Source organism: Billgrantia antri (assembly GCF_017868935.1).
GTDB lineage: Bacteria > Pseudomonadota > Gammaproteobacteria > Pseudomonadales > Halomonadaceae > Halomonas > Halomonas antri.
In genome coordinates, this window is the sequence record NZ_CP053383.1 from 4,188,465 (window position 1) to 4,212,545 (window position 24,081).

Consider the following 24,081-nt stretch of genomic DNA (forward strand, 5'->3'; position numbering starts at 1 on the left):
GCCTTGTCTCAGCTGGGGTTCCCTCAGCATATCGAAGGCGCTGGCGCTGGGGCACCCCTGGAGGAGCACGCAGCGGCATTCAGCCCAGGAATTTCTGCCAGATCAGCAGCCCCCAGGTCAGGCCGGCGGCCAGCAGGGCCAGCATCACTGCCGCCGAGCCGATATCCTTGGCGCGACCCGACAGCTCGTGGTGCTCGGTGCCGATGCGGTCCACCACGCTCTCGATGGCGCTGTTGATCAGCTCCACGGTGAGCACCAGCAGGCAGCTGCCCACCAGTAGGATCCACTCAACCGGCCCGGAGCCGATCCACCAGGCCAATGGCAACATCACCACGCACAAGGCCAGTTCCTGGCGAAACGCCGTCTCGTGACGAAAGGCGAATTTCAGTCCCTTGAACGAGTATCCCGTGGCATCGATGAGGTGTCGCCATCCGGTTCGCGCTGGTTTCATCGTCTCGCTGTCCTTACGTGCAGGTAGACCTCAATGCGCTTCGATCATGCGCTCCAGGTCCTGGGTCAGGGGGTCCAGCACCTGGGCCCAGTTGAGCCATGGCGTGGAGGCGGTACCGTTGACCAATGCCGTGAACACGCCCCAGCGTCCCGAGCGGGCGCGGAAATAGCCGCTGGCGGCGCGTACCGCATAGGGCTGGTTGAGCGTACCGGTCTTGAGCATGATGCGCTCCTGAACCAGCGGCGAACCGCGGCGAATGAAGCGCGACACACCGTTGGACGGCGACTGGAAGCTGGCGACGAAGCCGGGGAACAGCGACGCACGGTGGAACATGCTCTCCAGCAGCGCATTGGCACCGCTGGCCGAGGTGCGGTTCTCGGTGGTCAGGCCGCTGCCGCTGAGCATGATCACCGGTCCGTGGTCGGGCAAGCCGGCCACGTAATCCTGGATCGCCTCTCCCGCCTGGAGCAGGGTCGCCCTTGGGGCATCGACCAGATTGAGCGCCAACACGTCGGCCATGAAGTTATTGGAATAGTTCATCACATGAAGCAGCAGCTCCTGCAGCGACTCGCCCTCCACTTCTGCCAGGATGCGAGCCGAGGCGGGCGGCGGCTCGACGCTGGTGGCATAGCCCGCGCCGATACCGATCCCGGCCTGGTCGAGCACGGCCGCCAGGGTACGCGCCGTCTGGCGAGCGGGGTCGCCACTGGCTCGGTAGACGTCACGCGATGCCGCGTTGAGCGCGATATGGCCGCGCAACAGCATCACGTCACCCTCTTCACGGGTGACGCGCTCGGCGCTGAATTCGGTGGCAGTGCCGGTCGCTCGCGTTTCTACCTGATTGTCGATGCCCAGGATCAGGGCCTGGCTGTCACAGCTGGTCACCCGAGCCGGCTCGCCCACTGCCGCCCCAGGAGCGACATTGACACACCAGTTGCCGTAATTGACACCCGCCGAGGAGAGCAGCGCGCTGTAGCTGTTGGCAGCCCGCGAACGGGCATCGCAGCGATCGGTGGTGATGCACTCCACCGGGCCGAAGCGCCACTGGCTGACTACCAGCCCTCCTTCGATTTCACGCACCCCGGCCTGATACAGCCGCTGTGCCAGTCGCCACAAGTCTTCGGTGACCAGCGCCGGGTCCCCGCCACCCTCGAAAATCAAATCGCCGCGCAGCACGCCGTCGGCGTCGAGTTCACCGCTGCTGACCAGGCGCGTGGTGAAGCGATGCTGGGGTCCCCAGCGGTCGAGCGCCGCTGCCGCCAGGTAAGCCTTGGAGACCGAAGCGGGCGACAGTTGACGCTGCGGCTCGATGGCGCCGACCACTTCCCCGGGACGGTCGCCGTCCCCCAGCAGCCGGGCCTCGGCGCTGACCTGAAAGCCTCGCTCGGTCATTTTTTCCAGCTCCGTGAAGCCCGCCGCCGATACGAGCAGGGGCATCAGCGAAGCGCCGACGAGAAGCAGGCAGCGAAGCCGGGCAGCAGTACGAATCATCATTGCAACAGGATCCATCCAGAACTCATGTAGCCGAATCAGTGGGTGGAAAGGCGTGAAAAGAGCTGGATCACCACCACCCCGGTGATGATCAGACCGATCCCCACCACGGCCGGCGTATCGGGTCGCTGGCCATACACCAGCACCCCGACCAGGGCCACCAGCACGATTCCCAGACCGGCCCATATGGCATAGGCGATACCGACCGGGATGGTGCGCAGCACCAGCGACAGCATGAAAAACGCGATGGCATAGCCGACCACCACCAGCAGGCTGGGACCAGGCCGGGTGAAGCCGTCGGTGGCCTTGAGCGCACTGGTCGCCACGACTTCCGCCACGATGGCCAGCGCCAGGTAGACGAACGCCATCAGCCAACCTCCTCTGCTGTACCGCCGGGAACGAGCTGCGGCGCGTGGGGCAGGTCCACTACCAGGCGCCAGAGAGACTGACCGCTGAGGTGGTACTTGCGTTCAAACGGGGTCAGGTATGGCTCGTCGGGAACGAAGACATCCACCGCTGCGGTCTCGCCGGTGACCTGGTTCAGGGCCAGGGCGAACTCCTCCACGTAGAGCCGCCAGTTGGAGCGAAGCTCCAGGCGGCCGCCGAGTGCCAGGATCACCGGCAGCACCGGATGGCCATGCCAGCGCTGCTTGAGGTGCGCCGACTTGGGGTAGGGGTTGGGATAGAGCAGGTAGTGCCGCACCGGCTGCCAGCCGGCAGCCAGCGCCAGGCGCCAGAAGTCCACCAGGTCGGCGCGCACCAGCAAAGCGTTGTCCCCCACCTCGCCATGCTCTCGCGAGAGCCGCTCGGCGCTGCGATCCACACCGATGACCAGATGATCGGCGAAGCCGGCGGCCAGCTGGCGCGTCGAGAGCCCCACGCCGCAGCCTGCATCGAGGATCAGCGGCCGGCCTGCACCGCCATGCTGTGTGTACCAAGCCTGGGCCCGCTCGAACGCCTCGCGCGTGTGGTCGGCCACCGGCTTGCGCAGGGGGTGGCCCAAGGCACGCGTGACGCGCCTTGCAACGTCCTTGTGCGGACCCAGCTGATTGGTGGCGATGGCGCGGGAAGTGACATGCATGGCGAGAGCGATTCGGTGGCTGACGAACTGGCCATTCTAGCAGCCATGGCGTGGCAGGCGAGGGGCAAAAAAAGGCGCCTCCAAAGACAGGAAGCGCCCACATACCCACTCGTATGACTCAAACAGCGACCTCAGCATAACGCCTTCAGCATCTTATTTCAAACGTTTGTTCCATAGCTGATGGCCGGAACAGGGGCTGCACGCCCATGACGGCATCCCGGACCGGGTGCTATGATCGCCTCTCTTAATGTCTACATTACCGACTCGCACGAACAGCACAACGAGGAAAGCGGCTTGTCACACTTACCGGTGATCGTCGGCATGGGCGGCGTCAACGCCGCCGGTCGTACCTCAGGCCATCAAGCATTTCGTCGCACCGTGATCGACGCCCTTCCTGAAGCCGAGCAACAGGCGCTGCTGCTCGGCCTGGCCGCTCTGATGGGCCTGGGCAGCTGTCGGGAAGGGGCCTGGTACGATGCCGCCGGAAATCCCATCGACGCCAGCAAGCTGGCCGAGAATTGCCGCGAGCAGGTGCTCGACCACACCCTGATACGGCGCATCGAGGATCCACGCTTCAACGACGAGGGGCTGCCGGCCAATCGTCGCGCCGGCCTGGGCCTGGGCACAGAGCTGACCTTCAGCATTCGCCGCCGCCAGCTGCCGGAGCGCCTGCCGCCAACCTGGCAGGTACGCGAACTGGACCGCCACACCCTGGAGGTCACGGTTCCTCCCGGCGAACTCGACGTGCTGCTGCCGGAAACCCGGCCGGCGCAGGTACGGGCCGCCGGACAGCTACCCAGCGGCTTCGACCCCAGCCGCTACTACCGTAGCGTGCACCACCCCCGCGGCCTGTCGATGTCGATCTTCGCCGCCAGCGACTGCCTGGCCAGCAGCGGCCTGGAGTGGGAAACCCTGCGCAACCGCCTCGATCCCGACGAGATCGCCGTCTATGCCGGCAACTCCATCGGCCAGCTCGACGACGAGGGCTGGGGCGGGCTGCTCAAGAGCTTCGTCTCGGGCAATCGCGCCACCTCCAAGCAGATGCCGCTGGGCTACGGCCAGATGCCCGCCGACTTCCTCAACGCCTACGTGCTGGGCAGCGTCGGCGGAACCGGTGCGGTGCTCGGTGCCTGCGCCAGCTTTCTCTACAACCTGCGCCTGGGGGTGGAGGATATCCGCAGCGGCCAGCGCCGTGCCGTGATGGTGGGCACTTCCGACGCCCCGGTGACCCCCGAAATCATCGAAGGCTTCCGCGCCATGGGCGCGCTGGCCGACGACGACAGCCTCAAGGCGCTGGATGCGCTGGAACTGCTTACCGATGCCGATTACCAGCGCGCCTGTCGCCCCTTCGCACGCAACTGCGGCTTCACCATCGCCGAAGCCAGCCAGTTCGTGCTGCTGCTCGACGACACCCTGGCGCTGGAACTCGGCGCCGAGATCCTCGGCAGCGTGCCGGGAGTGTTCGTCAACGCCGACGGCTGGAAGCGTTCCATCTCCGCCCCCGGTATCGGCAACTACATCACCTTGGGCAAGGCGGCTGCGCTGGTACGCGACATGCTAGGCGAAGAGGCGCTGCGCGAGCGCAGTTTCCTGCATGCCCACGGCACCAGCACACCGAAGAACCGGGTGACGGAATCCCACGTCTTCGACCTGGTCGCCCGCGCCAACGGCATCGAGCACTGGCCCGTGGTGGCGGTGAAGGCCTTCGTCGGCCACTCCCAGGGCAGCGCCGCCGGCGACCAGTTGACCAGTGCCCTGGGCAGCTTCGCCCACGGCCTGCTGCCGGGCATTCCGACCCTCGACGCGGTGGCTGACGACGTCCATGCCGAGCGGCTCAAGTTCTCCCGCGAGCCGCAGCCGTTCACGGCCGATGCCGCCTTCATCAACGCCAAGGGCTTCGGCGGCAACAACGCTACCGGGGTGGTGTTGTCGCCCGCCGTGACCGAGCGTCTGCTGCTGAAACGCCATGGCGAAGCCGCAGTTGCGGCCTGGCGCGAACGACGCGACGCCACCCGCCAGTCCAGCCAGGCCTATCTGGCCCAGGCCGACGGCGGCCACTACCAGGCGCGCTACCGCTTCGGCGAGGGCGTGCTGGAAGGGCCGGAGCTCGAAGTCAGTGCCACCGACATCACCATCCCCGGCTACACGCGCCCGGTATCGCTGGCGGTGGACAACCCCTTCGGCAAGCTGGGAGACTGAGGCGCCGCCCCGTTGTCGCCTCGGTCGGGGACGGTTACTCTGAGCCTCTTGAGCTGTGCAATTGAGCGGAGCGCCATGAAAATCGCGGTCTATCCCGGCACCTTCGACCCCATCACCCACGGCCACTATGACCTGATCGAGCGTGCCTCGCTGCTGTTCGACAAGGTCGTGGTGGCCATCTCGGCCAGCCCCGGCAAGAATCCGGCGCTGGATCTCGACACCCGTATCGCCCTGGCGCGTGAGGTATCGGTCGGGCTCGACAACGTCGAGGTGATCGGCTTCTCGGGTCTTCTCACCGACATGATGGCCGAGCAGCAGGCCCATATCATCCTGCGCGGCCTGCGTGCGGTGTCCGACTTCGAGTACGAGCTGCAGCTCGCCAACATGTATCGCGCCCAGGCGCCGGAACTCGAGAGCGTGTTCCTCACCCCGGCGGTGGAGAACTCCTATATCTCCTCCACCATCGTGCGCGAGATCGCCAAACTGAATGGTGACGTGTCGCGGCTGGTACATCCCAGGGTCGCCGAAACGCTGCGCAAGCATTACAATACCTGACCAGATTACTCGGTAATTGCCGAGCCGCTTTACTCAGGGTACGGCCGGACGCGGCCTGCCCGATCGCGAGGTAGCCCCATGGCCCTGATGATCACCGACGAGTGCATCAACTGCGACGTCTGCGAGCCCGAATGCCCCAACGACGCCATCTCCGCGGGCGAGGAAATCTATGTCATCGACCCCAACCTGTGCACCGAGTGCGTCGGTCACTACGACGAGCCTCAGTGCCAGCAGGTGTGCCCGGTCGACTGCATCCCGCTGGACCCCATACGCCGCGAAACCCGCGACGAACTGATGACCAAGTATCGGCTGATCACTGCGGCCTGAATCGGTCGGCAGCCGGATCTGGCTTAGCGACAGCGAATAGATACCGCCCTGTCTGACTGGACATCCCGGAGGTCCAGACCCGAGATCCGGTCACGATGAGGACAGTTGCGTTATCCCACCACTGCCACCATGCTGCTCGATTCGTCATTAACAGGGGCAAGACGTGGCGACCCTGCAAGCCGAGACACCTGCCGCCGCCCGGCGGCGCATCTGGACGCTGGCCTGGCCGATCATTCTCTCCAACATCACCGTGCCGCTCTTGGGGCTGGTGGACACGGCGGTGGTCGGGCATCTGCCGGATTCGCGCTACCTCGCCGGGGTGACGCTGGGCGCCACCCTGTTCAGCTTTCTTTACTGGGGTTTCGGCTTCCTGCGCATGGGCACCACCGGGCTCACTTCCCAGGCGGTGGGGCGCGAGAGCGACAGCGAGGTACGCAATCTGCTGGGTCAGTCGCTGCTGCTGGCCATGGGTATCGGTGTGCTGCTGATCCTGTTCTCCCAGCCGCTGATCGCCCTCGGGCTGTGGCTGCTCGACGGCAGCGAGGGCGCTACTGCCCTGGCCGCCGAGTATGCCCAGATCCGCATTCTTTCCGCCCCAGCGGTGCTGGCCAACTACGCCATCCTCGGCTGGTTCCTGGGCCAGCAGAATTCGCGGGTGACGCTGGCCATCCTGATACTGACCAATAGCGTCAACATCGCGCTGGACCTGCTGTTCGTGGTCGGGCTCGGCATGACCAGCGACGGCGTGGCCTGGGCCACGGTGATTGCTGATTACACGGCACTGGCCTTCGGCGGCTGGTTGGTGCTACGGCAACTGAAGCTGCTGCAAGGACGATTCCTGCGCGAGCGGCTGTTCCGGCTCGCAGCCTACGGCGAGCTCTTTCAGGTCAACGCCAACCTTTTCCTGCGCACCTTGGGGCTGCTGTTCGCCATGGCCTTCTTCACCTCGCGCGGCGCGGCGCAGGGCGACACCGTGTTGGCTGCCAATGCCGTGCTGATGCAGTTCATCATGCTCACCAGCTACGCCCTGGACGGCTTCGCCCATGCAGCCGAAGCCACCACCGGACGCGCCGTGGGCCGGCGACGCTGGGACGAGTTCGGCACGGCCGTGCGCGCTGCCGCCAGGTTCTCGCTGATGACGGCCACTGCCGCGGCGCTCGCCTTTGCCCTGGGCGGCGGCCATCTCATTGCGCTGCTGACCGGCCTGCCCGAAGTGCGGCAAACCGCCGGCGAGTACTTGCCGTGGATGATCGTGATGCCGCTGATCGCGGTATGGAGCTATCTGCTCGACGGCGTTTTCATCGGCGCCACGGCGATTCGCGAGATGCGCAACAGCATTTTCATCGCGTTGGCGGTTTATCTTCCCGTCTGGTGGCTAGCCCGGGCGATCGCCCCACCGGATTATGAAAACCATGCACTGTGGCTGGCGTTTCTCATCTTTACCGTGATGCGGTCGCTGGTACTGGTCGGCTACTATTGGCATCATCGACGCAACCGCTGGTGCCAACGACCACTCGATGGCAAGGCACAGCGAACCCCCAACCGTCCCGTCTGAGCCGCAGAGTCCTTTTCATTAGGGCAAGTCGATGACATTGCGCTATTTTTCTCAGACGCATCCAAGACAACCAGAAGAAGCGACGCCGCCATGCTAAAAACGCTGTCCAGACCCGCCGTCAGGCTGGTCGAACGCTATCTGCCGGATCCCTTCATCTTCGTGTTGCTGTTGACCGTCATCGCCGCAGCCGCCGCCATCGGCGTGGAGCGCCAGACGCCGCTGGCGGTGATGCGCTACTGGGGCGACGGTTTCTGGAATCTGCTGACCTTTTCCATGCAGATGCTGTTGATCCTGGTGACCGGGTTCATGCTGGCCAGTTCACCACCGGTCAAGCGCTTGCTGCAGCGGCTCGCCGGCCTGGCCAGAAACGCCGGGCATGCCATCCTGCTGGTCACGTTCGTGTCGTTGGCGGCCAGCTGGATCAACTGGGGCTTCGGGCTGGTGGTGGGCGCCCTGTTCGCCAAGGAGCTGGCGCGTGTGGTACGCGTCGACTATCGCCTGCTGGTGGCCAGCGCCTATTCCGGCTTCGTGGTCTGGCATGGCGGCCTGGCCGGATCCATTCCGCTGACCATCGCCACCGAAGGGCACTTCACCGCCGAGCAGATCGGTGTCATCGGCACCGGCTCGACCATCTTCGCCTTCTTCAACCTGGCGTTGGTCGTGTGTCTGTTCATCGTCATTCCGCTGGTCAACCGCGCCATGCTCCCCGACGACAGCGAGAGCGTCTACGTCGACCCCAAGCTGCTCGACGATGCCCCCGCCACACGGGTACGCCTTACGCGCCCCGCCGAGCGGCTGGAGAACAGCGTAACCCTGGCCTGGCTGGTCGGCATCCCCGGGGTGATCTTCCTGCTCGATCACTTCGTGCTGCGCAACGGCGGACTGAACCTCAACATCGTCAACTTCATGTTTCTGTTCCTGGCCATCGTGCTGCATCGCACCCCACGCAGCCTGCTGGAAAGCCTCAACGAGGCGATCAAGGGCGGTGCCGGCATCGTCATCCAGTTTCCCTTCTATGCCGGGATCATGGCCATCATGGTGCAGTCGGGGCTTGCGGAAACGATGTCCGAGGGCCTGATCTCGTTTGCCACCGAGACCTCGCTGCCATTCTGGTCCTTCATCAGTGCCGGCATCGTCAATCTGTTCGTGCCCTCCGGCGGCGGCCAGTGGGCGGTGCAGGCCCCGGTCATGCTGCCGGCCGCCGAGGCGCTCGGCGTGGACATACCGCGCGTGGCCATGGCCGTGGCTTGGGGCGACGCCTGGACCAACCTGCTGCAACCGTTCTGGGCCCTGCCGGTGCTTGCCATCGCCGGGCTCAAGGCCAAGGACATCATGGGCTATTGCCTGATCCAGTTGATCATCACCGGAGTGATCATCTCGGTCGGCCTGACCTGGTTCTGACTCCCCGCCGTGGCGTTGTACGGCCCCGGCAATGTCGGGGCGCCTCGGCACTTGCATCGAGTTTGACCGTCGCTCGTCGCACTCGGCCATCGAGCCGCGGCGCGAAGTCGCGGCGGTAATGCCTGTGGGTTGCCCAGGGCGAAGGCGTTATGCTGTGGGAAATTCGACAATGAGAACGCCCCGATGGACGACCACGCCCTCCCCGGCCAGCACGAACTGACCATGACCGTGCTGATGACACCCGACATGGCCAACTTCAGCGGCAAGGTGCACGGCGGCGCCATCCTCAAGAAGCTCGACGAGGTGGCCTATGCCTGCGCCAGCCGCTACTCCGGCCACTATGTGGTCACGCTGTCGGTCGATCAGGTCTTGTTCAAGCAGCCGATCCACGTCGGCGAGCTGGTCACCTTTCTGGCTTGCGTCAACCATGTCGGCCGCTCCTCGATGGAGATCGGCATCAAGGTGGTCGCCGAAGATATCCAGCGCAAGCTGATTCGCCATACCAATAGCTGTTACCTGACCATGGTGGCGGTGGATGCCAACGGCAATCCGGCTCGCGTGCCGCCGCTGGCGCTGACAACACCGCTACAGCGGCTGCGCTTCGAGAAGGCGGCCCTGCGCAAGAAGCTGCGCAAGCAGGCCGAGGAGGCCGAGCATCAAACCCAGGTGGAGCATGGGCAGAGCAGCGACAGCCGGGAGCAGCAAGAGAAATAGGCAAGCGGCGCATTAGCCGCTCGTCGATGGCAAGAGTCGGTCAGCCGCAGCCGATATTGGTGATGGTATCGCTACTGTCGAGATGGACATTGATCCGATCGCCCCGGTACTCCATGGTGTAGGCATGCCCCGGGCGGATGGTCCGTAGGGTAGCGGCGCCGCTCTCGCGGCGTATCGACTCGCCCAGCGCTTCGTCGTAGCGTCGGCCGACCCGGTCCTGTACGCGCTGCGCTCCGCAAGCATCCTCTGACTCGCTGACCCGAGGCGGTTTGGGGGCGGGTTCGGATGCAGGATTGCTGGCATTCGACATATGAGTACAACCTGTCAGTAGCGTCAGGCCGACAGACATCAGGCACAACCGCAGAGGGCTTACCATGTAAGGTCTCGCTAAAGGAATGAGGAGCAAGGGAGAAATCTTCAGGCAGCGCACGGGAAGACTGCCAGATCACCCGTGCGCTGCCAGGCCGGACCGTGCGTGTTACTCGGCCGCTTCTTCTATTTCCTGACCACCACGCTCGATATCTTCACCGGCGCCTTCGATGGTATTGCAGCCCGCCAGTGCACCAGCGGCCATCAGCAGGGCGAAACTCAGGGCTATTGCTTTCTTCATGGTCGTATCTCCTTGAAACGAAGAAGGGAAATCCATTCCTTGCCGTGAAGCAATGGCCACTTAAGCGTAACAGCCCTTAACCGATTTGCATAACCGCTAATATGACGACGATTGACGCTGGATCGCTTCGCCTCCCTCCTCGATGTCTTCCCCCATGCCTCGCATGGTATTGCAGCCGCTGAGCAGCGACAGGCCCAGAAGGGTTGCCAGCAGTACCGCCATCGTCCGTTTCATGCACCGTTCCTCCTTCGTCGGGGTTGGTTCCTTCACTCTAGCCGCTGTCGCCCCGCTTCGCTTGATTTCGTGTCAGGCACTTCTCGCCCCCCTGTGTCATGATGGTCTCCATCGTCGTCGCGCAAGGAGAGGAAGGATGTCGTCAGTAGCGTTGGATGAACGACTCGTCAGGGATAGCTACCCAGTCGCGGAGCTGCCGCTGTGCCAACTGCGCCTGATGGACGATACTCGCTTTCCCTGGCTGATTCTGATCCCTCGGCGTAGCGGTGTCAGCGAAGTGTTCGACCTGGAAGCGGCGGACCAGCGCCAGCTGTGGCACGAGGTTGGCGAGGTGGGGCGTATGCTCAAGGCCCTGACCCAGGCTGACAAGATCAACGTGGCCAACCTGGGCAACGTGGTCTCTCAGTTGCACGTCCACGTCGTGGCCCGCAAAAGCGACGACGACGCCTGGCCAGGCCCCGTCTGGGGACACGGGGCGCCGCAACCCTACGACCGCAATGACCTGGCCAGCAGGCGAGACTACCTGCTGGCGCAACTGGACGGGATGAAACTGCAGCTATGAGCTCGATCGCCCTCCAAAGGGATGGCCACCGGGCGCTGGGGACCGCTCTGCCGGGCCGCTGTGGGTCGGCGGATCACCCAGCAGGGGTGCCGTGCTGGGTTTCGTCACCCCGGTGACGGACAACGAAATCCCCAGCGCCATGATGGCGAGCCCACCGCCCAGGGCTGCCCAGCCCAGCAGGCGTCCCATTCGCCACCGGCCACTCTGCTTGCCCAACCGGCGCTCGGCCCAGCCGCGCGCCATGACGCTGGCCAAGGCCAGACCTGAGACGGTCAGCGCCGTCCCCAGCGCCATCACCATGACCGCCGCGACACCGGCGGCGAACTGATTCAGCAGGGTGGCCGCCCCCAGCAGCAGCACACCGCCGCTGCAAGGGCGAATGCCGATGGCAACCACCGTGGCCAGCGCAGTGCGCCAGTCGGTGGCCTGCTGCGGGTCGACATGATGATGACCGCCGCAGCAGGCTGAATCATGGCCGTGATGGTGATGACCATGTCGACCGTGTGCATGCACCGGCTCAGCGAGCGGTCGCCGCAATTGACGAATCGCTCGCAGGCACAGCCAGCCACCCAGCAACGTCACCATCAGGAAGCTGGCCTGCTCGACCCAGGCAACACTGCCCATCGCCTGGCGCGTCACCCAGCCCAGGCCATGCACCAGCACCACTACCAGGCCGATGGCCACCAGCCCCTGCAGCAGCGAGGCGGCAAAGGAGAGCGCCAGCGCCCGGCGCGTGGCACCACCCTGCGAGAGGAGGTAGGTCGTCAGCACCGCCTTGCCATGCCCCGGGCCGGCGGCATGAAACACACCGTAGCCGAAGCTTATACCGAGCAGCGTGGCCCAGGCCGCCGGCGAAGGCGTGCCGGAAAACTCGGTGATGGCCAGGGTGAGGGCACGGTGGAGATCGCGCTGCCACGCCAGCAGTTGCAGGCTCATCGCCTGTAGCCCGCCCTGCCCGAGCAGTAGCAGCACCAGAGCGGCGAGAGCCAGCAGAGCCAGCAGAGCCAGCAGAGCCAACAATATCAGTCCGGCCCGCCATGCCTTGAGGGGAGTTCCGGCGAATATCCTGGCCATTATTCGCATTCCACTACCCCGGTTTCGGCAAAGTGCCGTCCCAGGCCGGGCTCGGCCTGATCTTGCACATCGAGCATGGAGGCCTCCATGACCCGCTCGGGATCGGGGTCGGCAGGCAGCACACGGGTGGTACAATTCAGCCCGCCGCCCACCGTCAGGGCGTCGTCATCGGGGGTGTCACCTTCCGCTGCGTGGACGACCTCGAGATAGTAGGTCGGATCGAATACCTGGTACTGCAGCGTCTGTTCGCTCAATGTCCGGGGCTCCGCCAGCGGCAGGAGGAAGACGAATTCCACCCTGCCGTCACGCTCCATCACGGTGTACTCGGTCACGTCGCCAAGACGCAGCGCATCGTCGCCCATACGAAGTTCGGTGAAGTAATCGAACGGCTCGAGATTGCCGCGAATCTCGCCGCCCAGCCGATCGAGGCCTGCCTCCAGGCCACCTTCGGTCTGGCTCAGCTCCTCGATCAGGACCAGGCTGTAGAAGGGGTCCATGCGCCAGGCTTGGTGCAGCGCTTCAAGACGCCCCTCCTCGTCGACCACCAGACGGACTCGAATGTCGATCCAGCCATGCGGATGGGCCAGGGCCAGAGCCGGCAACAAGGCAAGCAGGCCTGCCAGCGCGGTGCGTCTCGCCCCCGAACGGAAGCGTCGAAACAGAAGGCTCATAGAATAAATGCGCTCATTCGAAGGGGGAAAGTCATCGGGGCGCCAGTCCCAGCCGACGCTGAAGCTCGGCCAGCAGCGGGTCGAGCAGATGAGGTGGCAGCGGCACACCGCCTCGGGTCGCCGTCAGCGAAGCTCGGCTACCTTGGCCTTCGGCAGTGACCTCTCCTCTCACCCGATAGCCAGGCCAGCGGGCGAGCACCGCTTCGACGCGCCCCAGCCCGGCATCGGCATGTCGGATCACGTAGCCCTCTTCCATCAACAGGCCGACGATTTCCTGCAGGGTCGGCTCGGGTGCTGCCGCAAGCGACAGTTCGCGAGGCTCCGGTGGCTGCATGGTGGCGGCACAGCCCGACAGCATGACGAGCAGCAGTGCCATGGCAATTCCGCGCATCAGGGCTCCTCCCTATCACGAGCAGCCTGCATCGCCTGACGCAGCGTACCGCAGAAGGCACTATCGCTGCCGCTGCGCGTTTCGCGCAGCTCACCCCGCCAATCGATCACCTGAATGTCGCGGCTGACTCGTACCCAACCTTCATCGGCGACAACCGAGACACGCTCGAGCTGTGTGGCATCCTGGGTGATGCTGCCACCGGCACCGCCGAAGCCGATCATCACGCCGGTGGAGACGCCGCGACCACGGCCCAGGCCGAAGCCGCCGAAGAAGCCGGTCCTCTCCCAGTCATCATAGCGATCACCGTAACCGGGAATGGTCCTGGTGCGCTCGGCGCTGACCACACCCAGCGCCAGCTCGGTGTCACGCACCACGAAGTCCTGGGCCTCCAGCGCATCGAGTGCTCGGCGTACCCACTCGCGGGCTTCGATGCCCTCGGTCTCCCAGCGGCACTCGGCAGCGGGCCGCGGCTCCGCGGAAGGCAGCACCGAGGGCGTCGTCTCACAGCCGGCCAGCAAGGCCAAGCCGGGCATCATCCACCACCACAGGCGCATGGCGCTTCTCCTGTTCATCATTGGCCGCAGTCTACGCAGCCCGGCCCACCGTGCAAGCCGTCTGATGCCTTATGAGTCCCGCACCGCGCCTGGGTTCCCGAATGGGGCGCGACACGAGCGCGCAGCGTGTTGCAGCGGCGGGCACGGCTGGACAACCATGCATACAGTCTATCGCAATCATGCACAGATATTGCTTAAGTATCGTCTGCCTGCGCCCTAGACTAGGCAGCAACACATTGCACGCGAAAGGAGTACGCACATGAGCGACACCAACGCCATCGGCCTGCATCAGGACAGCGCCAATCAGCTGGCCGAGAAACTCAACGTTCTGCTGGCCAACTATCAGGTCTTCTACATGAACGTTCGCGGCTATCACTGGAACGTGAAGGGACCGCAATTCTTCGAGCTGCATGCCAAGTTCGAAGAGTTCTATACCGACCTGCTGACCAAGGTCGACGAGGTAGCCGAACGCATCCTGACCCTGGGCCACAAGCCGGTGCACGCCTACAGCGACTACGTCTCGATGGCGCAGATCCGCGAGGATAAGGACGTGCACGATGGCGAGGCTTGCGTGCGCGGCGTGCTCAAGGGGTATCAGACCCTGATCGAGCTGCAACGCGACCTGCTTGCCGTGGCCTCGGACGCCGACGACGAGGGCACCGCCGCCCAGGCCGGCGACTACATCCGTGAGCAGGAAAAGACCGTGTGGATGCTCAACGCCTACCTCGGCTGAGCGACCTGCCGGAGCCGGGACGACCCCGGCTCCACTCGCGTCGGCCACATGCCGACAACCCGATTGACGTTTCGCAACATTCCCGCACTTGTTCTCGCCGCCATTCGCCACAACCCTGTTAGGGACACACACAACCGCGACTCGCACGCTGGCGGAGCCAGCGCACACTGCTTGCAAGGAGGTAGCTCATGAGCGAGAAGCTGAAAGGCAAGACCGTCGCCATCCTCGCCACCGACGGCTTCGAAGAGTCGGAGCTCAGCGAGCCCAAGGCCGCTCTCGAGCGCGAAGGCGCTACGGTACACGTGGTCGCCCCCGACAAGGACAGCATCCGCGCCTGGGCGAAGACCGACTGGGGCGGCAATTACGACGTCGACCGCCGCCTGGAACAGGCCAACGCCGATGACTACGACGCACTGGAGCTTCCCGGCGGCCTGTTCAATCCCGACGCCCTGCGCCAGAACGAGCAGGCGCTGGCTTTCACCCGGCGCTTCTTCGAGGCCCACAAGCCGGTAGGGGCGATCTGTCATGGCCCCTGGGTGCTGATCAACGCCGGTGTCGCCAAAGGCCGCCGCATGACCTCCTACCCCTCGGTGGAGCAGGATCTGCGCAACGCCGGGGCCGATTGGGTCGACCAGCAGGTCGTGGTCGACAGCGGCCTGGTCACCAGCCGCAAGCCCGACGACCTCGAAGCGTTCTGCAGCAAGCTCGTCGAGGAAATCGCCGAGGGCAAGCACAGCCGCCAGCACGCCTGAGGTAACGAGCCTTCGCTCTGCGCCGCTCGCCCCCGGCGGGCGGCGCTCTCTATTCTCAGTCAGACACCCGCTGCTCGGTCAGGCACCCATCGCGGTGTCGCAGGCCAGGTCCTCGATCAGCGCCCGCAACAGTCCCCAGAACTCTTCCACCGAGCTCAGCTCGACCCGCTCGTCGGGCGAATGGGCACCGCGGATCGACGGGCCGAACGAGATCATCTCGAGCGCAGGATACTTGCCGGCAAGGATGCCGCACTCCAGCCCCGCGTGGATCACCTTGACCGCCGGCTCGCTGCCGACGTGCTGCCGGTGCAGGCGGCGGAAGCGCGCCAGTAAGGCGCTGTCGGTCGCCGGCGTCCAACCGGGGTAGGCGTTCTCGACACGCGTGCGTGCACCGATGAGGTCGAACAGGCCGCGGAAGCGGTCGGCCAGGTCGTTCACCGCGCTGTCGCGCAGCGAGCGCACCAAGGCGCAGAGGTGGAAGCGACCCTCGTCGAGGCTCACCACGCCCAGGTTGTTGGAAGTCTCGACCACACCGGGTACCGAACTACTCATGCGCTCCACGCCGTAGGGGGCCGCATTGAGCGCCGCCAACAGCATGTGGCTGGCGTGGGCATTGAGCGCCTGGGCGGGGCGGGCCTCGAGCGGCGTCATGGCGAGGGTCAGGCCATCGTCGACCCCGGCCAGCTCGGTACGCAACTCCTGCTCCAGCGTCGCCACCCGGCTGGCGACGGCATCGATCTCGTCGACGGACAGCATCAGGGTGGCGAAGGCCTCGCGCGGGATGGCGTTGCGCAGGGTGCCGCCCTGATAGCCGACCAGGCGTATGTCGTAGGCTTCCAGCGCCCTGAGCACGCGGACCAGCAGGCGGTTGGCGTTGCCGCGACCACGGTGGATGTCGATACCGGAGTGTCCGCCCGACAAGCCGGTCAAGGCCAGTTGCACGGCGACTTCACCAGGCCCCGGCTCGGCCGTGGGTAGCTGAGCCTCCACAACCACGTCGGCACCGCCGGCACAGCCGATGAACACTTCGCCGCGGTCTTCCGAATCCAGGTTGAGCAGCACGCGCCCGTCGAGCCAGTTCTCCGCCAGCTGCAATGCGCCGCCCATCGAGGACTCCTCTTCGAGGGTAAACAGTGCCTCGAGCGGGCCGTGAACCAACTCGCTGTCCTCCAGGATCGCCAACGCCGCCGCTACACCGAGTCCATTGTCGGCCCCCAGCGTGGTGTGCCGCGCACGCAGCCAGCCATCCTCGACATAGGTCTCGATCAGATCGCGAGTGAAATCATGGGGATGGTCGGCGTTGGCCTGGGCCACCATGTCCAGGTGCCCCTGAAGAATGATGCCGGGCGCATTTTCATGCCCCGGTGTGGCCGGCTTGCGTAGGCGCAGATTGCCGAAGCCGTCGCGATCGTGGACGAGCCCCTGCCGCTCGGCCCAGCGTTCGAGAATGGACACCAGCTCGGCCTCGTGTCCAGAAGGACGCGGCGTGTTGCAAAGGGTGCGGAAGTGGCGCCACAGCGGCTGCGGGGCAAGTTGCTCGAGATGTTCGTTCATGGTCCGTCTGCTCGGGTAATAACCGAGCTACCTTACCGGGCCGCTGGCGCCGGGAAAAGCCCGCTCAGGGCATGTCCGCATCATCGTCTTGCAGACGGGCCACGACCCCGCGCAGCCTCTCCATGACCTGGCGTCGCCCCTTGGTACCGGATTGGGCCGCCAGCCAGGCAATGCCTCGCCCCTGGAAAGCCCAGGCAGCGAGCCAGGCCAGCTCGGGATCCTGACTGCCTGCCGTTGCCGCACGGCGTACCAGTCCCTGCAGGGCCGGGCGCGCCAGCGCCGGCTCGCGGCGGCCGTGGGCCACATCTTCGATATCGCGGCATTCGACCGCATCCAGTACCGGGCGTGGCCCTTCGGCCAGCAGCGCAAGCGCCACCTCGGGAGCCAGGTCGGCCAGCTCGAAGGCCAACAGGGCGGGCAGCAGCCGCTGGAAACGCTGCATCAGTGCCTCACTCAGCGCCCTCCCCCTGGCGCTGAGCGGGACCACGACCATCACGGCATGCTCGCCCGTCGAGGTCTCCCGCGACAGTCCCAGCCGCACTGCCTTGAAGCCCTGCGCCTGCCAGAAGGCCAACAGACCTGGCTCGGCGCCAAAGCTGGCGCCCAGCAAGTCGATACCAGCCTGCCGCGCAGCCTCTCGTTCATGCTCCAGCAGGCATCGACCCAACCCTTCGCGACGCCGTTGTGGATGCACCGCAATGCGCCGCACTCGACGCAGGCGTGTCGTCAGTGCCTCGCGAACACCGGCATGGGCCGCTAGCGACTGGGCCAGCAGATGGCCGGGCAGGCGACGTTCGCCCCGCGCCACCTGCTCGGCCAGCTCGGGCTCGAAGCCGCCTTCATCGGCGCACACAGTCACTGCCTGGGTATGCCCACCGGCCGTCAAGGTAGTGATACCGAGCCCCGGCTCATCAAGCAGGCGCTGCAGGTCGGCAGGCGTGGTGCGGTAGTGCGCCTGTACCAACAGGCCGAAGACCTCACGCAGCGAGACTTCATCGACGGCAAGTGCCGAACGCTGCCAGCGCACTGTCTCAAGCGCCACGGGGGCCGTGGATGGAGGCGGTTCGGCATCGAGCAGCAGCAGGTCGCTGACCAATCGCTCAAGGGGGTCGCCCTCGGTCCAGCGCACCGGCGTGGCGAGGTGGCACTCATGCCAGTCGGGAGTCAATTGCTCGAGGCGCTGGCGAAAACGCAGGGCGAAACCGCGCCCCGAGCCCTCGTAACCGTGCACGGTGGTGGCGAAGGCGATGCGAGGAAAGGCCCTGAGCCACTGCCCCAGCAGGGCTGCGGGAAGCGCAGCGGCCTCATCCACCAGCAGCCAGGTGCCCGCACCGCCGGCCTCGCCGTGCTCGATTCGAATGCTCAGCTCATCGGGTGCTATGAACTCTACTCGCCCGCCCTGTGCATCGACGAAGCGATTGCCGTCCCGTTGGCCTGCCGGGCGCAGCGCTTCCAGACGCGCGAACAGAGCCGTCACTGCCTCGGGACGCGGCGCCGTCACGCTAATGTGACGCTGGCCCGCCTGCAACAGCCGCGCGCAGGCGATGCCGAGCGCAGCCGTCTTGCCGCGACCGCGGTCGGCGGTGAGCACCAGAGGTCGGCGTCGCCGCAGGCCGACCAGCCGCTTGACCGCCTCGGCCTGATCCGCGGTCAGACAGTCGGGATCACCACTCTTCTGCTTGCTCTTTGGCGAAGCGGCAGGGAGATCGGGTAGCCGCGGAGGGGTACCGGGCATCCATCGTGCCACACCGGGCGCCTGCGACAGCCGTTGCCGCAGACGAATCAGGTAGCGACCGGCGCCGACCTCATCATGCGGCGATGTCAGCAACACCAGCAGGCCTCCGGCTTGCAGCGTTCCGCTCAAGGCACCGAAGGCATCCGCATCGAAGCCGGCCCCGGAGCAGAGCATATCGAAGATGATCAGGTCGTGCTCCTGGCCCAATCGGGTCCTGGCCTTGTTGGGCGGCAGCCATGCCCCGTGCCATGGCAATTCGGGAGGCGTTGGCGACACCCAGCAGGGAGCACGCCAGGCGCGCGCCCGCCCCAGGGCAATCGCCAGGTGACGGGCCGGCTCGTCGGACGCGGTGGCCCACAGCAGGCCGCGCCAACCGCACCGGCCCAGTTGGTCAGACCAATTTAATATGGCGGTGTGTTCCGATATGCCCACAGGCGTTTCCTTTTTCCCTATCCGATCCCGTCAGCCTTAACAATTGGTCGCAGGCCAATCTCACCCCCGATTCATGAGCTTGCTAATCACAGAGCACAATAACGCAATCTTCGCATCAAGATACTGACTTTTCAGAGCCAATCGACGCAGATCAAGCATCCAACCCCACCACGGCGTTCAGATCCCCCAAGTCCATTATTGGTCTTACCAATTTTCCATAGTTGCCTTTCCTAGAGGCTCATGGGAGTTTCGTCGCTGGAATAGGCCTTTCCTAGAACAATACCCGTCACAACAAGTGGAGTCGCGTCTATGCAAGCCTCAACTGACCCCCAACGGGCCGCACGCCTGAAGCTGACCGTCACGGCCGCCGCCGTGATACTGGCCGGTGCCACCCTGGCCGCAAACGCCAACGCCCAGGAAAGCGTGCGCTGGCAGGTGCCCATTGCCTTTCCCTCACATCTGGTGGGTCTGAGTACCCCGGTGGTTCACCTTTCCGAAACGCTGGAGGCCATTTCCGGCGGCAACATTCAGTTGCGTTACTACGAGCCGGGTGAGCTGATTCCGCCGTTCGAGATTCTCGATGCCGTGTCGGAGGCGCGCTATCCGGCGGGCTTCACCTGGATCGGCTACGACCAGGGCAGCATCCCGGTACTGCCGCTGCTGTCAGGCCCTCCCTTCGGCATGGAGCCGCCTGCCTTCATGGCCTGGCACTACTTCGGTGACGGCGATGCCCTGCTGCAGGAAGTCTACGAGCCGTATGGCGTGAAGGCACTGCTGTGCGGCGTCATCGGGCCGGAAGCCGCCGGCTGGTTCGCCCAGCCGCTGGAATCCCTCGAGCAGATCGATGGCCTGCGCATCCGCTTCGCCGGCATCGGCGGCCGGGTGATGGAAGAGCTGGGCGCCTCGGTCACCATGCTGCCAGGCGGCGAACTCTACCAGGCCATGGAGCGCGGCACGATCGATGCCACCGAGTTCTCGGCTCCGGCCGTCGATCGCATCCTGGGCATGCAGGAGATCGTGCAGAACTATGTCATGCCGGGCTGGCACCAGACCTATACCACCTCGCACCTGCTGGTCAACGAAGAGACCTGGAACGAGCTCTCCGATTTGAGCCGTGCGCAGATCGAAACCGGTTGTCGCTCCGCCACGCTGTTCGGCTTCTCCGAGAGCGAGTGGGAGAATCCTCAGGCGCTGGCCGGCTTCGAGGCCGAGGGGGTGAATGCCCAGACTCTGTCGCCGGAGATCATCGCCGAGCTGGAAGCGGTCACCATGGGGGTGCTGGACCAGATGGCCAGCGAGGACGAGCTCTTCGCCCGCGTGCTGGAAAGCCAGCGCGAGTGGATGCAGGTCCACGGCAACTGGCATGCCAAGGGCTACCTGCCGCGCACCTACTACACACCGAAATCCAACTGATCGTCCTGAAGGCCGCCGGAGGCAAGCCTCCGGCGGCGCCGCCGACTCGCGGCAACGAGAGGCTGCTCGATGTCTACACCTGATACATCTCCCGATACGCCACACGCACTCCCACCGGAGCTGCCCACGAACCGAATCAGCCACGCCGTGGACTCGGCCATCGCCGTACTCGGCAAGGGCCTCTCCTGGCTGTGGCTGGCCACGCTCGTCGTCGTACTGACCAACGTGTTCAGCCGCTTCATTATGGGGCGAGGTTCCATCGCCCTGGAGGAGCTCTCCTGGCACTTTTTTGGCGCCACCATGATTCTCACGCTGGCCTATGCCGTGGTCACCGACGATCACGTTCGCGTCGACGTGCTGCGCGAGCGCTTCACGCTGCGTTTCCAGGCCTGGGTCGAGCTGCTGGGTATCGTCCTGCTGGTACTTCCCGTGCTCTATTTCATGGTCGATGGCCTGATCGACTATGCCTACCGTTCGTTCGAGCAAGGCGAGCGCTCGCAGGCGCCGAGCGGGCTGCCCTATCGCTTCATCATCAAGAGCACGTTGCCCCTCGGCATGGCGCTGATCGCCTTCGCCCTGTCGTCACGAGCGCTGCGCTGCTGCACCTACCTCTTCGATTTTCCCCGGAAGCTGCCGCTGCGCCGCCCGGTGGACCATCGCTAACGCGCCTCCGCGAGGATCGACATGGGTCTTGAAGAAATTCTCGTCATCGGCATGTTCGCCGGTTTCATGGGGCTGTTGCTGCTGGGCTTCCCGGTGGCCTGGGCGCTGGCCGGCATCGGCTTCCTGTTCGCCGTCATCGGCCACGTACTCGTGGAATTCCTGGAGGCCGAGCTGTGGTTCACGTGGGGCGGCACCATAGGCGTGCTCGACCGGCGTCTTTTCGGCATCGTCGCCAACGAATTGATGGTGGCTCTGCCGCTGTTCATCTTCATGGGGATCATGCTCGACCGCTCGGGTATCGCCGAGCGGCTGATGAACTCTCTGGTGCGAGTGCTGGGAGGGCTGCGCGGCGGTTATGCCGTCACCGTGGTCATCGTCGGCGTACTGCTGGCAGCTTCGACCGGTATCGTCGGGGCGTCGGTGGTGCTGCTCGGCATGCTGTCGATCGGCCCCATGCTACAGGCCAAGTACGACAAGTCGCTGGCGGTGGGCACGGCCTGTTCGGTCGGTACGCTGGGCATCCTGGTACCACCCAGCATCATGCTGGTGCTGATGGCCGACCGCCTGGGCACCTCGGAGGCCTCGGTCGGCCGGCTGTTCATGGGCGCGCTGATTCCCGGCGTGATGCTGGGAGTGATGTACATCGCCTATATCGTGATTGCGGCCTACCTCAAGAAGGACCTGGCGCCGGCCCCCGAGAACCGCGAGCCGTTCACACCGAAGGCACTACTCGAGGTATTGGTCGCGGTGCTGCCGCCCATGGCGCTGATCGTGGCCGTGCTCGGCTCCATCTTCCTGGGTATCGCCACTACCACCGAGGCATCGGCGGTGGGTGCCCTGGGCGCCCTGCTGCTCGCCCTGCTAAGTCGCCGGCTGAGCCTCGAGGTCGTGACCAAGGCGCTGTTCCAGACTACCCGCACCACGGCTTTCATCTTCGGCATCTTCGTTGGCGCCACCATCTTCGCGGTGGTGCTGCGCGGGCTCGGTGGTGACGACGTCATCCGCAGCGCGATCACCGGCCTGCCCTTCGGGCCCGCCGGCGTAGTGCTCACGGTCATGCTGGTGGTGTTCCTGCTCGGCTTCTTCCTCGACTGGGTGGAAATCACACTGATCATCCTGCCACTGGTCGCCCCGGTGGTGTTCAGCCTGGGCGTCGATCCGGTATGGTTCGCCATCCTCTTCGCCATCTGCCTGCAGACCTCGTTCCTGACTCCGCCGGTGGGTTTCGCACTGTTCTACATCAAGGGGGTCTGTCCGCCGGAAATCAGCACGCTCGACATCTACAAGGGCGTCGCGCCTTTCGTAGCGCTGCAATTGCTGGGACTGTTCCTGGTGTTCTTCTACGAACCGTTGGCCACCTGGCTGCCGGGGCACGTCTACAGCGGCAACTGAGGTCACGCCATCAAGACGACGAGCCGGAGCCCCTCCGGCTTGCATCGCCCCATCAGACTTTGGTCTATCGACTCCTCCCACCCCACCCCCGTTCTCCTTGCCCAAGACGGCGCTGCTTTGCCTTTCAATACAGCCACATCCCAATAAACAAGTCCTAATTTACCCTTGCCGGGTGTGCGCTACTCTTTGCCGAGCAGGCTATCGATTCCTGTCACAACGACATGCTAGCTTGTGATGAGAGCCGAGCGAGCGCTCGGGTATGAGCGTCCCGGGTACGCTTCGCGTTCTCGTCTCGGTAGTGACGCCACATCGCAGCTTTAAAACAACGTATAGGGAGCACGACAGCATGATGAAAAGTCGATTCGCGCTGACCGGCCTGGCCGCAGGCATCGCCCTGGCAGCCATGTCCACCACTGCCCAGGCGCAGGAGCAGTGGACCATGACCACCACCTGGCCGGATAACCTGGATTTGATCGAGATAGACCGCCACTGGGTGGAGCTGGTCAACCAACTGGCTGGCGACGAGCTGCAGATCGAGTTTCGCGCCGGCGGCACGCTGATGCCCGGCACCGAGGTGTTCGACGCCACCGAGACCGGCAGCATCGAAGCCGCGGGTGACTGGCCCGGCTACTGGGCGGGCCTCTCGCCGGCCTTCTCGCCGCTGGCCACCACCACCAGTCTTTTCAATGGCGTCGACTATCTCAACTGGATTATGCAGTGGGGCGGCTGGGAGCTCTATCAGGAGGTCTATGGGCAGTACAACATGGTCTACCTGCCCTACGGCATCACCAACAACGAGTCCGGTTTCCGCGGCGGCACACCGATCGAAAGCATCGCCGACCTGGAGGGCAAGCGCCTGCGCCTCTCCGGTCGCGATCAGGGTCGCGTGCTCGAGCAGTTGGGCGGCTCGCAGGTCACCCTGGCGGGCGGCGAGATCTATCAGGCCATCGAGCGCGGCGTGGTCGACGGCGCCGAGTTTTCCACGCCCGGCGTAGATTACAAGGCCGGCTTCAACGAGGTTGCCGACTACTGGTCCGTGCCCGGCTGGCACCAGTCTGCCAGCGTGTTCGGCGTGATGATCAACAAGGATGCCTGGGATGCGCTCTCCGAGGAGACCCAGGAGAAGCTGAAGATCGCCGCCCAAGCCAACCTGGCCTGGTCGCTGGCCTGGTCGGAGCGCGAGTCTACCGAGGGTACGGTGAAGTTCATCGAGGACGGTACCGAGATCAACCAGCTGTCCGAGGAGGACCTGGCCCGTATCCAGGAGATCACCAACGAAGTGATCCTCCAGGGTGCCTGCGAGGACCCGATGCACGCCAAGATCTACCACTCCATGATCAGCTACATGGAGCACTATGCCAACTGGCGTGACATTTCGGTGCCCTACAACATGAGCCGCGTTACCGATGACCTTCCCCCGCTGGAGGAGATCGAGTCCTGCATGAACCAGTAAGCGGATCCGGGTGGGCCCATGGCGGCCCACCCTCCTCGTCTCACAGCCATACGCCAATCCGCCTCTACTCCGACCGATTCCGAG

General features: G+C 65.0%; 26 protein-coding genes. 13 read left to right on the forward strand and 13 right to left on the reverse strand.

Going from position 1 to position 24,081, the window contains the following annotated elements; all coding sequences use genetic code 11:
* Positions 1 to 79: 79 nt before the first annotated feature.
* From HNO53_RS19470 to trmB, 4 genes are read right to left on the reverse strand one after another with little or no spacing between them, the layout of a single operon-like run.
* On the reverse strand, positions 80 to 451 hold the full coding sequence (locus HNO53_RS19470) for a diacylglycerol kinase (RefSeq protein ID WP_209474457.1): 372 nt from the start codon (positions 449 to 451) through the stop codon (positions 80 to 82).
* A 30-nt stretch (positions 452 to 481) separates the two neighbouring features.
* Entirely contained in the window at positions 482 to 1,942 is a 1,461-nt protein-coding gene (gene dacB / locus HNO53_RS19475; RefSeq protein WP_242597646.1) for a D-alanyl-D-alanine carboxypeptidase/D-alanyl-D-alanine endopeptidase, read from the reverse strand.
* Between the two features lie 38 nt (positions 1,943 to 1,980).
* Complete coding sequence (locus tag HNO53_RS19480; RefSeq protein WP_420827870.1) at positions 1,981 to 2,313, reverse strand: DMT family transporter; 333 nt, start codon at positions 2,311 to 2,313, stop codon at positions 1,981 to 1,983.
* Positions 2,310 to 3,023, reverse strand: coding sequence for a tRNA (guanine(46)-N(7))-methyltransferase TrmB (gene trmB, locus HNO53_RS19485; protein ID WP_209474463.1), 714 nt, complete (start codon positions 3,021 to 3,023; stop codon positions 2,310 to 2,312). The genes HNO53_RS19480 and trmB overlap by 4 nt, the downstream gene beginning before the upstream one ends.
* 321 nt (positions 3,024 to 3,344) lie before the next feature.
* Between trmB and HNO53_RS19490 the strand changes: the two genes are divergently transcribed.
* The 6 genes from HNO53_RS19490 (at position 3,345) to HNO53_RS19515 (ending at position 9,774) form a co-directional block, all read left to right on the forward strand.
* The gene (locus tag HNO53_RS19490; protein WP_209478725.1) at positions 3,345 to 5,222 is read left to right on the forward strand and encodes a beta-ketoacyl synthase; all 1,878 of its coding nucleotides are present in this window, start codon (positions 3,345 to 3,347) and stop codon (positions 5,220 to 5,222) included.
* Between the two features lie 75 nt (positions 5,223 to 5,297).
* Complete coding sequence (gene coaD, locus HNO53_RS19495) at positions 5,298 to 5,777, forward strand: pantetheine-phosphate adenylyltransferase (RefSeq protein WP_209474464.1); 480 nt, start codon at positions 5,298 to 5,300, stop codon at positions 5,775 to 5,777.
* A gap of 78 nt (positions 5,778 to 5,855) precedes the next feature.
* Positions 5,856 to 6,104: a YfhL family 4Fe-4S dicluster ferredoxin gene (locus HNO53_RS19500; protein WP_209474466.1), complete on the forward strand. Its 249-nt coding sequence runs from the start codon at positions 5,856 to 5,858 to the stop codon at positions 6,102 to 6,104.
* Between the two features lie 163 nt (positions 6,105 to 6,267).
* Positions 6,268 to 7,659 (forward strand): MATE family efflux transporter, encoded by a 1,392-nt coding sequence (locus tag HNO53_RS19505; protein ID WP_209474468.1) that lies wholly within the window; start codon positions 6,268 to 6,270, stop codon positions 7,657 to 7,659.
* Between the two features lie 90 nt (positions 7,660 to 7,749).
* The gene (locus tag HNO53_RS19510; protein WP_209474470.1) at positions 7,750 to 9,060 is read left to right on the forward strand and encodes a short-chain fatty acid transporter; all 1,311 of its coding nucleotides are present in this window, start codon (positions 7,750 to 7,752) and stop codon (positions 9,058 to 9,060) included.
* A 183-nt stretch (positions 9,061 to 9,243) separates the two neighbouring features.
* Positions 9,244 to 9,774, forward strand: a complete 531-nt coding sequence (locus HNO53_RS19515; protein ID WP_209474472.1) for an acyl-CoA thioesterase — start codon at positions 9,244 to 9,246, stop codon at positions 9,772 to 9,774.
* Between the two features lie 40 nt (positions 9,775 to 9,814).
* Here HNO53_RS19515 and HNO53_RS19520 read toward each other — a convergent pair whose 3' ends face one another.
* The 3 genes from HNO53_RS19520 to HNO53_RS19530 form a co-directional block, all read right to left on the reverse strand.
* Positions 9,815 to 10,084, reverse strand: a complete 270-nt coding sequence (locus HNO53_RS19520; RefSeq protein WP_209474475.1) for an I78 family peptidase inhibitor — start codon at positions 10,082 to 10,084, stop codon at positions 9,815 to 9,817.
* Positions 10,085 to 10,252: 168 nt separating this feature from the next.
* On the reverse strand, positions 10,253 to 10,384 hold the full coding sequence (locus tag HNO53_RS19525) for an entericidin A/B family lipoprotein (protein WP_209474477.1): 132 nt from the start codon (positions 10,382 to 10,384) through the stop codon (positions 10,253 to 10,255).
* 96 nt (positions 10,385 to 10,480) lie between these two features.
* The gene (locus HNO53_RS19530) at positions 10,481 to 10,618 is read right to left on the reverse strand and encodes an entericidin A/B family lipoprotein (RefSeq protein WP_209474479.1); all 138 of its coding nucleotides are present in this window, start codon (positions 10,616 to 10,618) and stop codon (positions 10,481 to 10,483) included.
* 136 nt (positions 10,619 to 10,754) lie between these two features.
* Between HNO53_RS19530 and HNO53_RS19535 the strand changes: the two genes are divergently transcribed.
* Positions 10,755 to 11,180: an HIT domain-containing protein gene (locus HNO53_RS19535; protein WP_209474481.1), complete on the forward strand. Its 426-nt coding sequence runs from the start codon at positions 10,755 to 10,757 to the stop codon at positions 11,178 to 11,180.
* On the opposite strand, the gene HNO53_RS19540 is transcribed toward HNO53_RS19535, so the two are convergent.
* The 4 genes from HNO53_RS19540 to HNO53_RS19555 are packed head-to-tail and all read right to left on the reverse strand — an operon-like array spanning position 11,175 to position 13,870.
* Positions 11,175 to 12,254, reverse strand: coding sequence for a nickel/cobalt transporter (locus HNO53_RS19540; protein ID WP_209474483.1), 1,080 nt, complete (start codon positions 12,252 to 12,254; stop codon positions 11,175 to 11,177). The two genes, HNO53_RS19535 and HNO53_RS19540, sit on opposite strands and share 6 nt — an antisense overlap.
* Positions 12,254 to 12,925 (reverse strand): DUF1007 family protein, encoded by a 672-nt coding sequence (locus HNO53_RS19545; protein WP_209474485.1) that lies wholly within the window; start codon positions 12,923 to 12,925, stop codon positions 12,254 to 12,256. The genes HNO53_RS19540 and HNO53_RS19545 overlap by 1 nt, the downstream gene beginning before the upstream one ends.
* Before the next feature lie 31 nt (positions 12,926 to 12,956).
* A complete protein-coding gene (locus HNO53_RS19550; RefSeq protein ID WP_209474487.1) occupies positions 12,957 to 13,316 on the reverse strand; it encodes a hypothetical protein in 360 nt (119 codons plus the stop codon).
* Complete coding sequence (locus tag HNO53_RS19555; RefSeq protein WP_209474489.1) at positions 13,316 to 13,870, reverse strand: hypothetical protein; 555 nt, start codon at positions 13,868 to 13,870, stop codon at positions 13,316 to 13,318. Before HNO53_RS19555 ends, HNO53_RS19550 begins: the two co-directional genes overlap by 1 nt.
* 259 nt (positions 13,871 to 14,129) lie before the next feature.
* Between HNO53_RS19555 and HNO53_RS19560 the strand changes: the two genes are divergently transcribed.
* Positions 14,130 to 14,603 (forward strand): Dps family protein, encoded by a 474-nt coding sequence (locus HNO53_RS19560; RefSeq protein WP_209474491.1) that lies wholly within the window; start codon positions 14,130 to 14,132, stop codon positions 14,601 to 14,603.
* Positions 14,604 to 14,791: 188 nt separating this feature from the next.
* Complete coding sequence (locus HNO53_RS19565; RefSeq protein WP_209474493.1) at positions 14,792 to 15,355, forward strand: type 1 glutamine amidotransferase domain-containing protein; 564 nt, start codon at positions 14,792 to 14,794, stop codon at positions 15,353 to 15,355.
* Positions 15,356 to 15,433: 78 nt separating this feature from the next.
* Here the strand turns inward: HNO53_RS19565 and HNO53_RS19570 are convergent, their stop codons facing one another.
* Together HNO53_RS19570 and HNO53_RS19575 are read right to left on the reverse strand one after the other, a co-directional pair.
* Positions 15,434 to 16,909: an aminoacyl-histidine dipeptidase gene (locus tag HNO53_RS19570; protein WP_209474495.1), complete on the reverse strand. Its 1,476-nt coding sequence runs from the start codon at positions 16,907 to 16,909 to the stop codon at positions 15,434 to 15,436.
* A 64-nt stretch (positions 16,910 to 16,973) separates the two neighbouring features.
* The gene (locus HNO53_RS19575) at positions 16,974 to 19,076 is read right to left on the reverse strand and encodes a tRNA(Met) cytidine acetyltransferase TmcA (RefSeq protein WP_209474497.1); all 2,103 of its coding nucleotides are present in this window, start codon (positions 19,074 to 19,076) and stop codon (positions 16,974 to 16,976) included.
* A 309-nt stretch (positions 19,077 to 19,385) separates the two neighbouring features.
* Here HNO53_RS19575 and HNO53_RS19580 point away from each other — a divergent pair, with 309 nt between their 5' ends.
* The 4 genes from HNO53_RS19580 (at position 19,386) to dctP (ending at position 23,997) form a co-directional block, all read left to right on the forward strand.
* Positions 19,386 to 20,489 (forward strand): TRAP transporter substrate-binding protein, encoded by a 1,104-nt coding sequence (locus HNO53_RS19580; RefSeq protein WP_209474499.1) that lies wholly within the window; start codon positions 19,386 to 19,388, stop codon positions 20,487 to 20,489.
* A 69-nt stretch (positions 20,490 to 20,558) separates the two neighbouring features.
* The gene (locus tag HNO53_RS19585) at positions 20,559 to 21,152 is read left to right on the forward strand and encodes a TRAP transporter small permease subunit (protein ID WP_209474500.1); all 594 of its coding nucleotides are present in this window, start codon (positions 20,559 to 20,561) and stop codon (positions 21,150 to 21,152) included.
* A gap of 21 nt (positions 21,153 to 21,173) precedes the next feature.
* Complete coding sequence (locus HNO53_RS19590; RefSeq protein WP_209474502.1) at positions 21,174 to 22,544, forward strand: TRAP transporter large permease; 1,371 nt, start codon at positions 21,174 to 21,176, stop codon at positions 22,542 to 22,544.
* A gap of 346 nt (positions 22,545 to 22,890) precedes the next feature.
* Complete coding sequence (dctP, locus tag HNO53_RS19595) at positions 22,891 to 23,997, forward strand: TRAP transporter substrate-binding protein DctP (RefSeq protein ID WP_209474504.1); 1,107 nt, start codon at positions 22,891 to 22,893, stop codon at positions 23,995 to 23,997.
* The last annotated feature ends 84 nt before the right edge of the window (positions 23,998 to 24,081 follow it).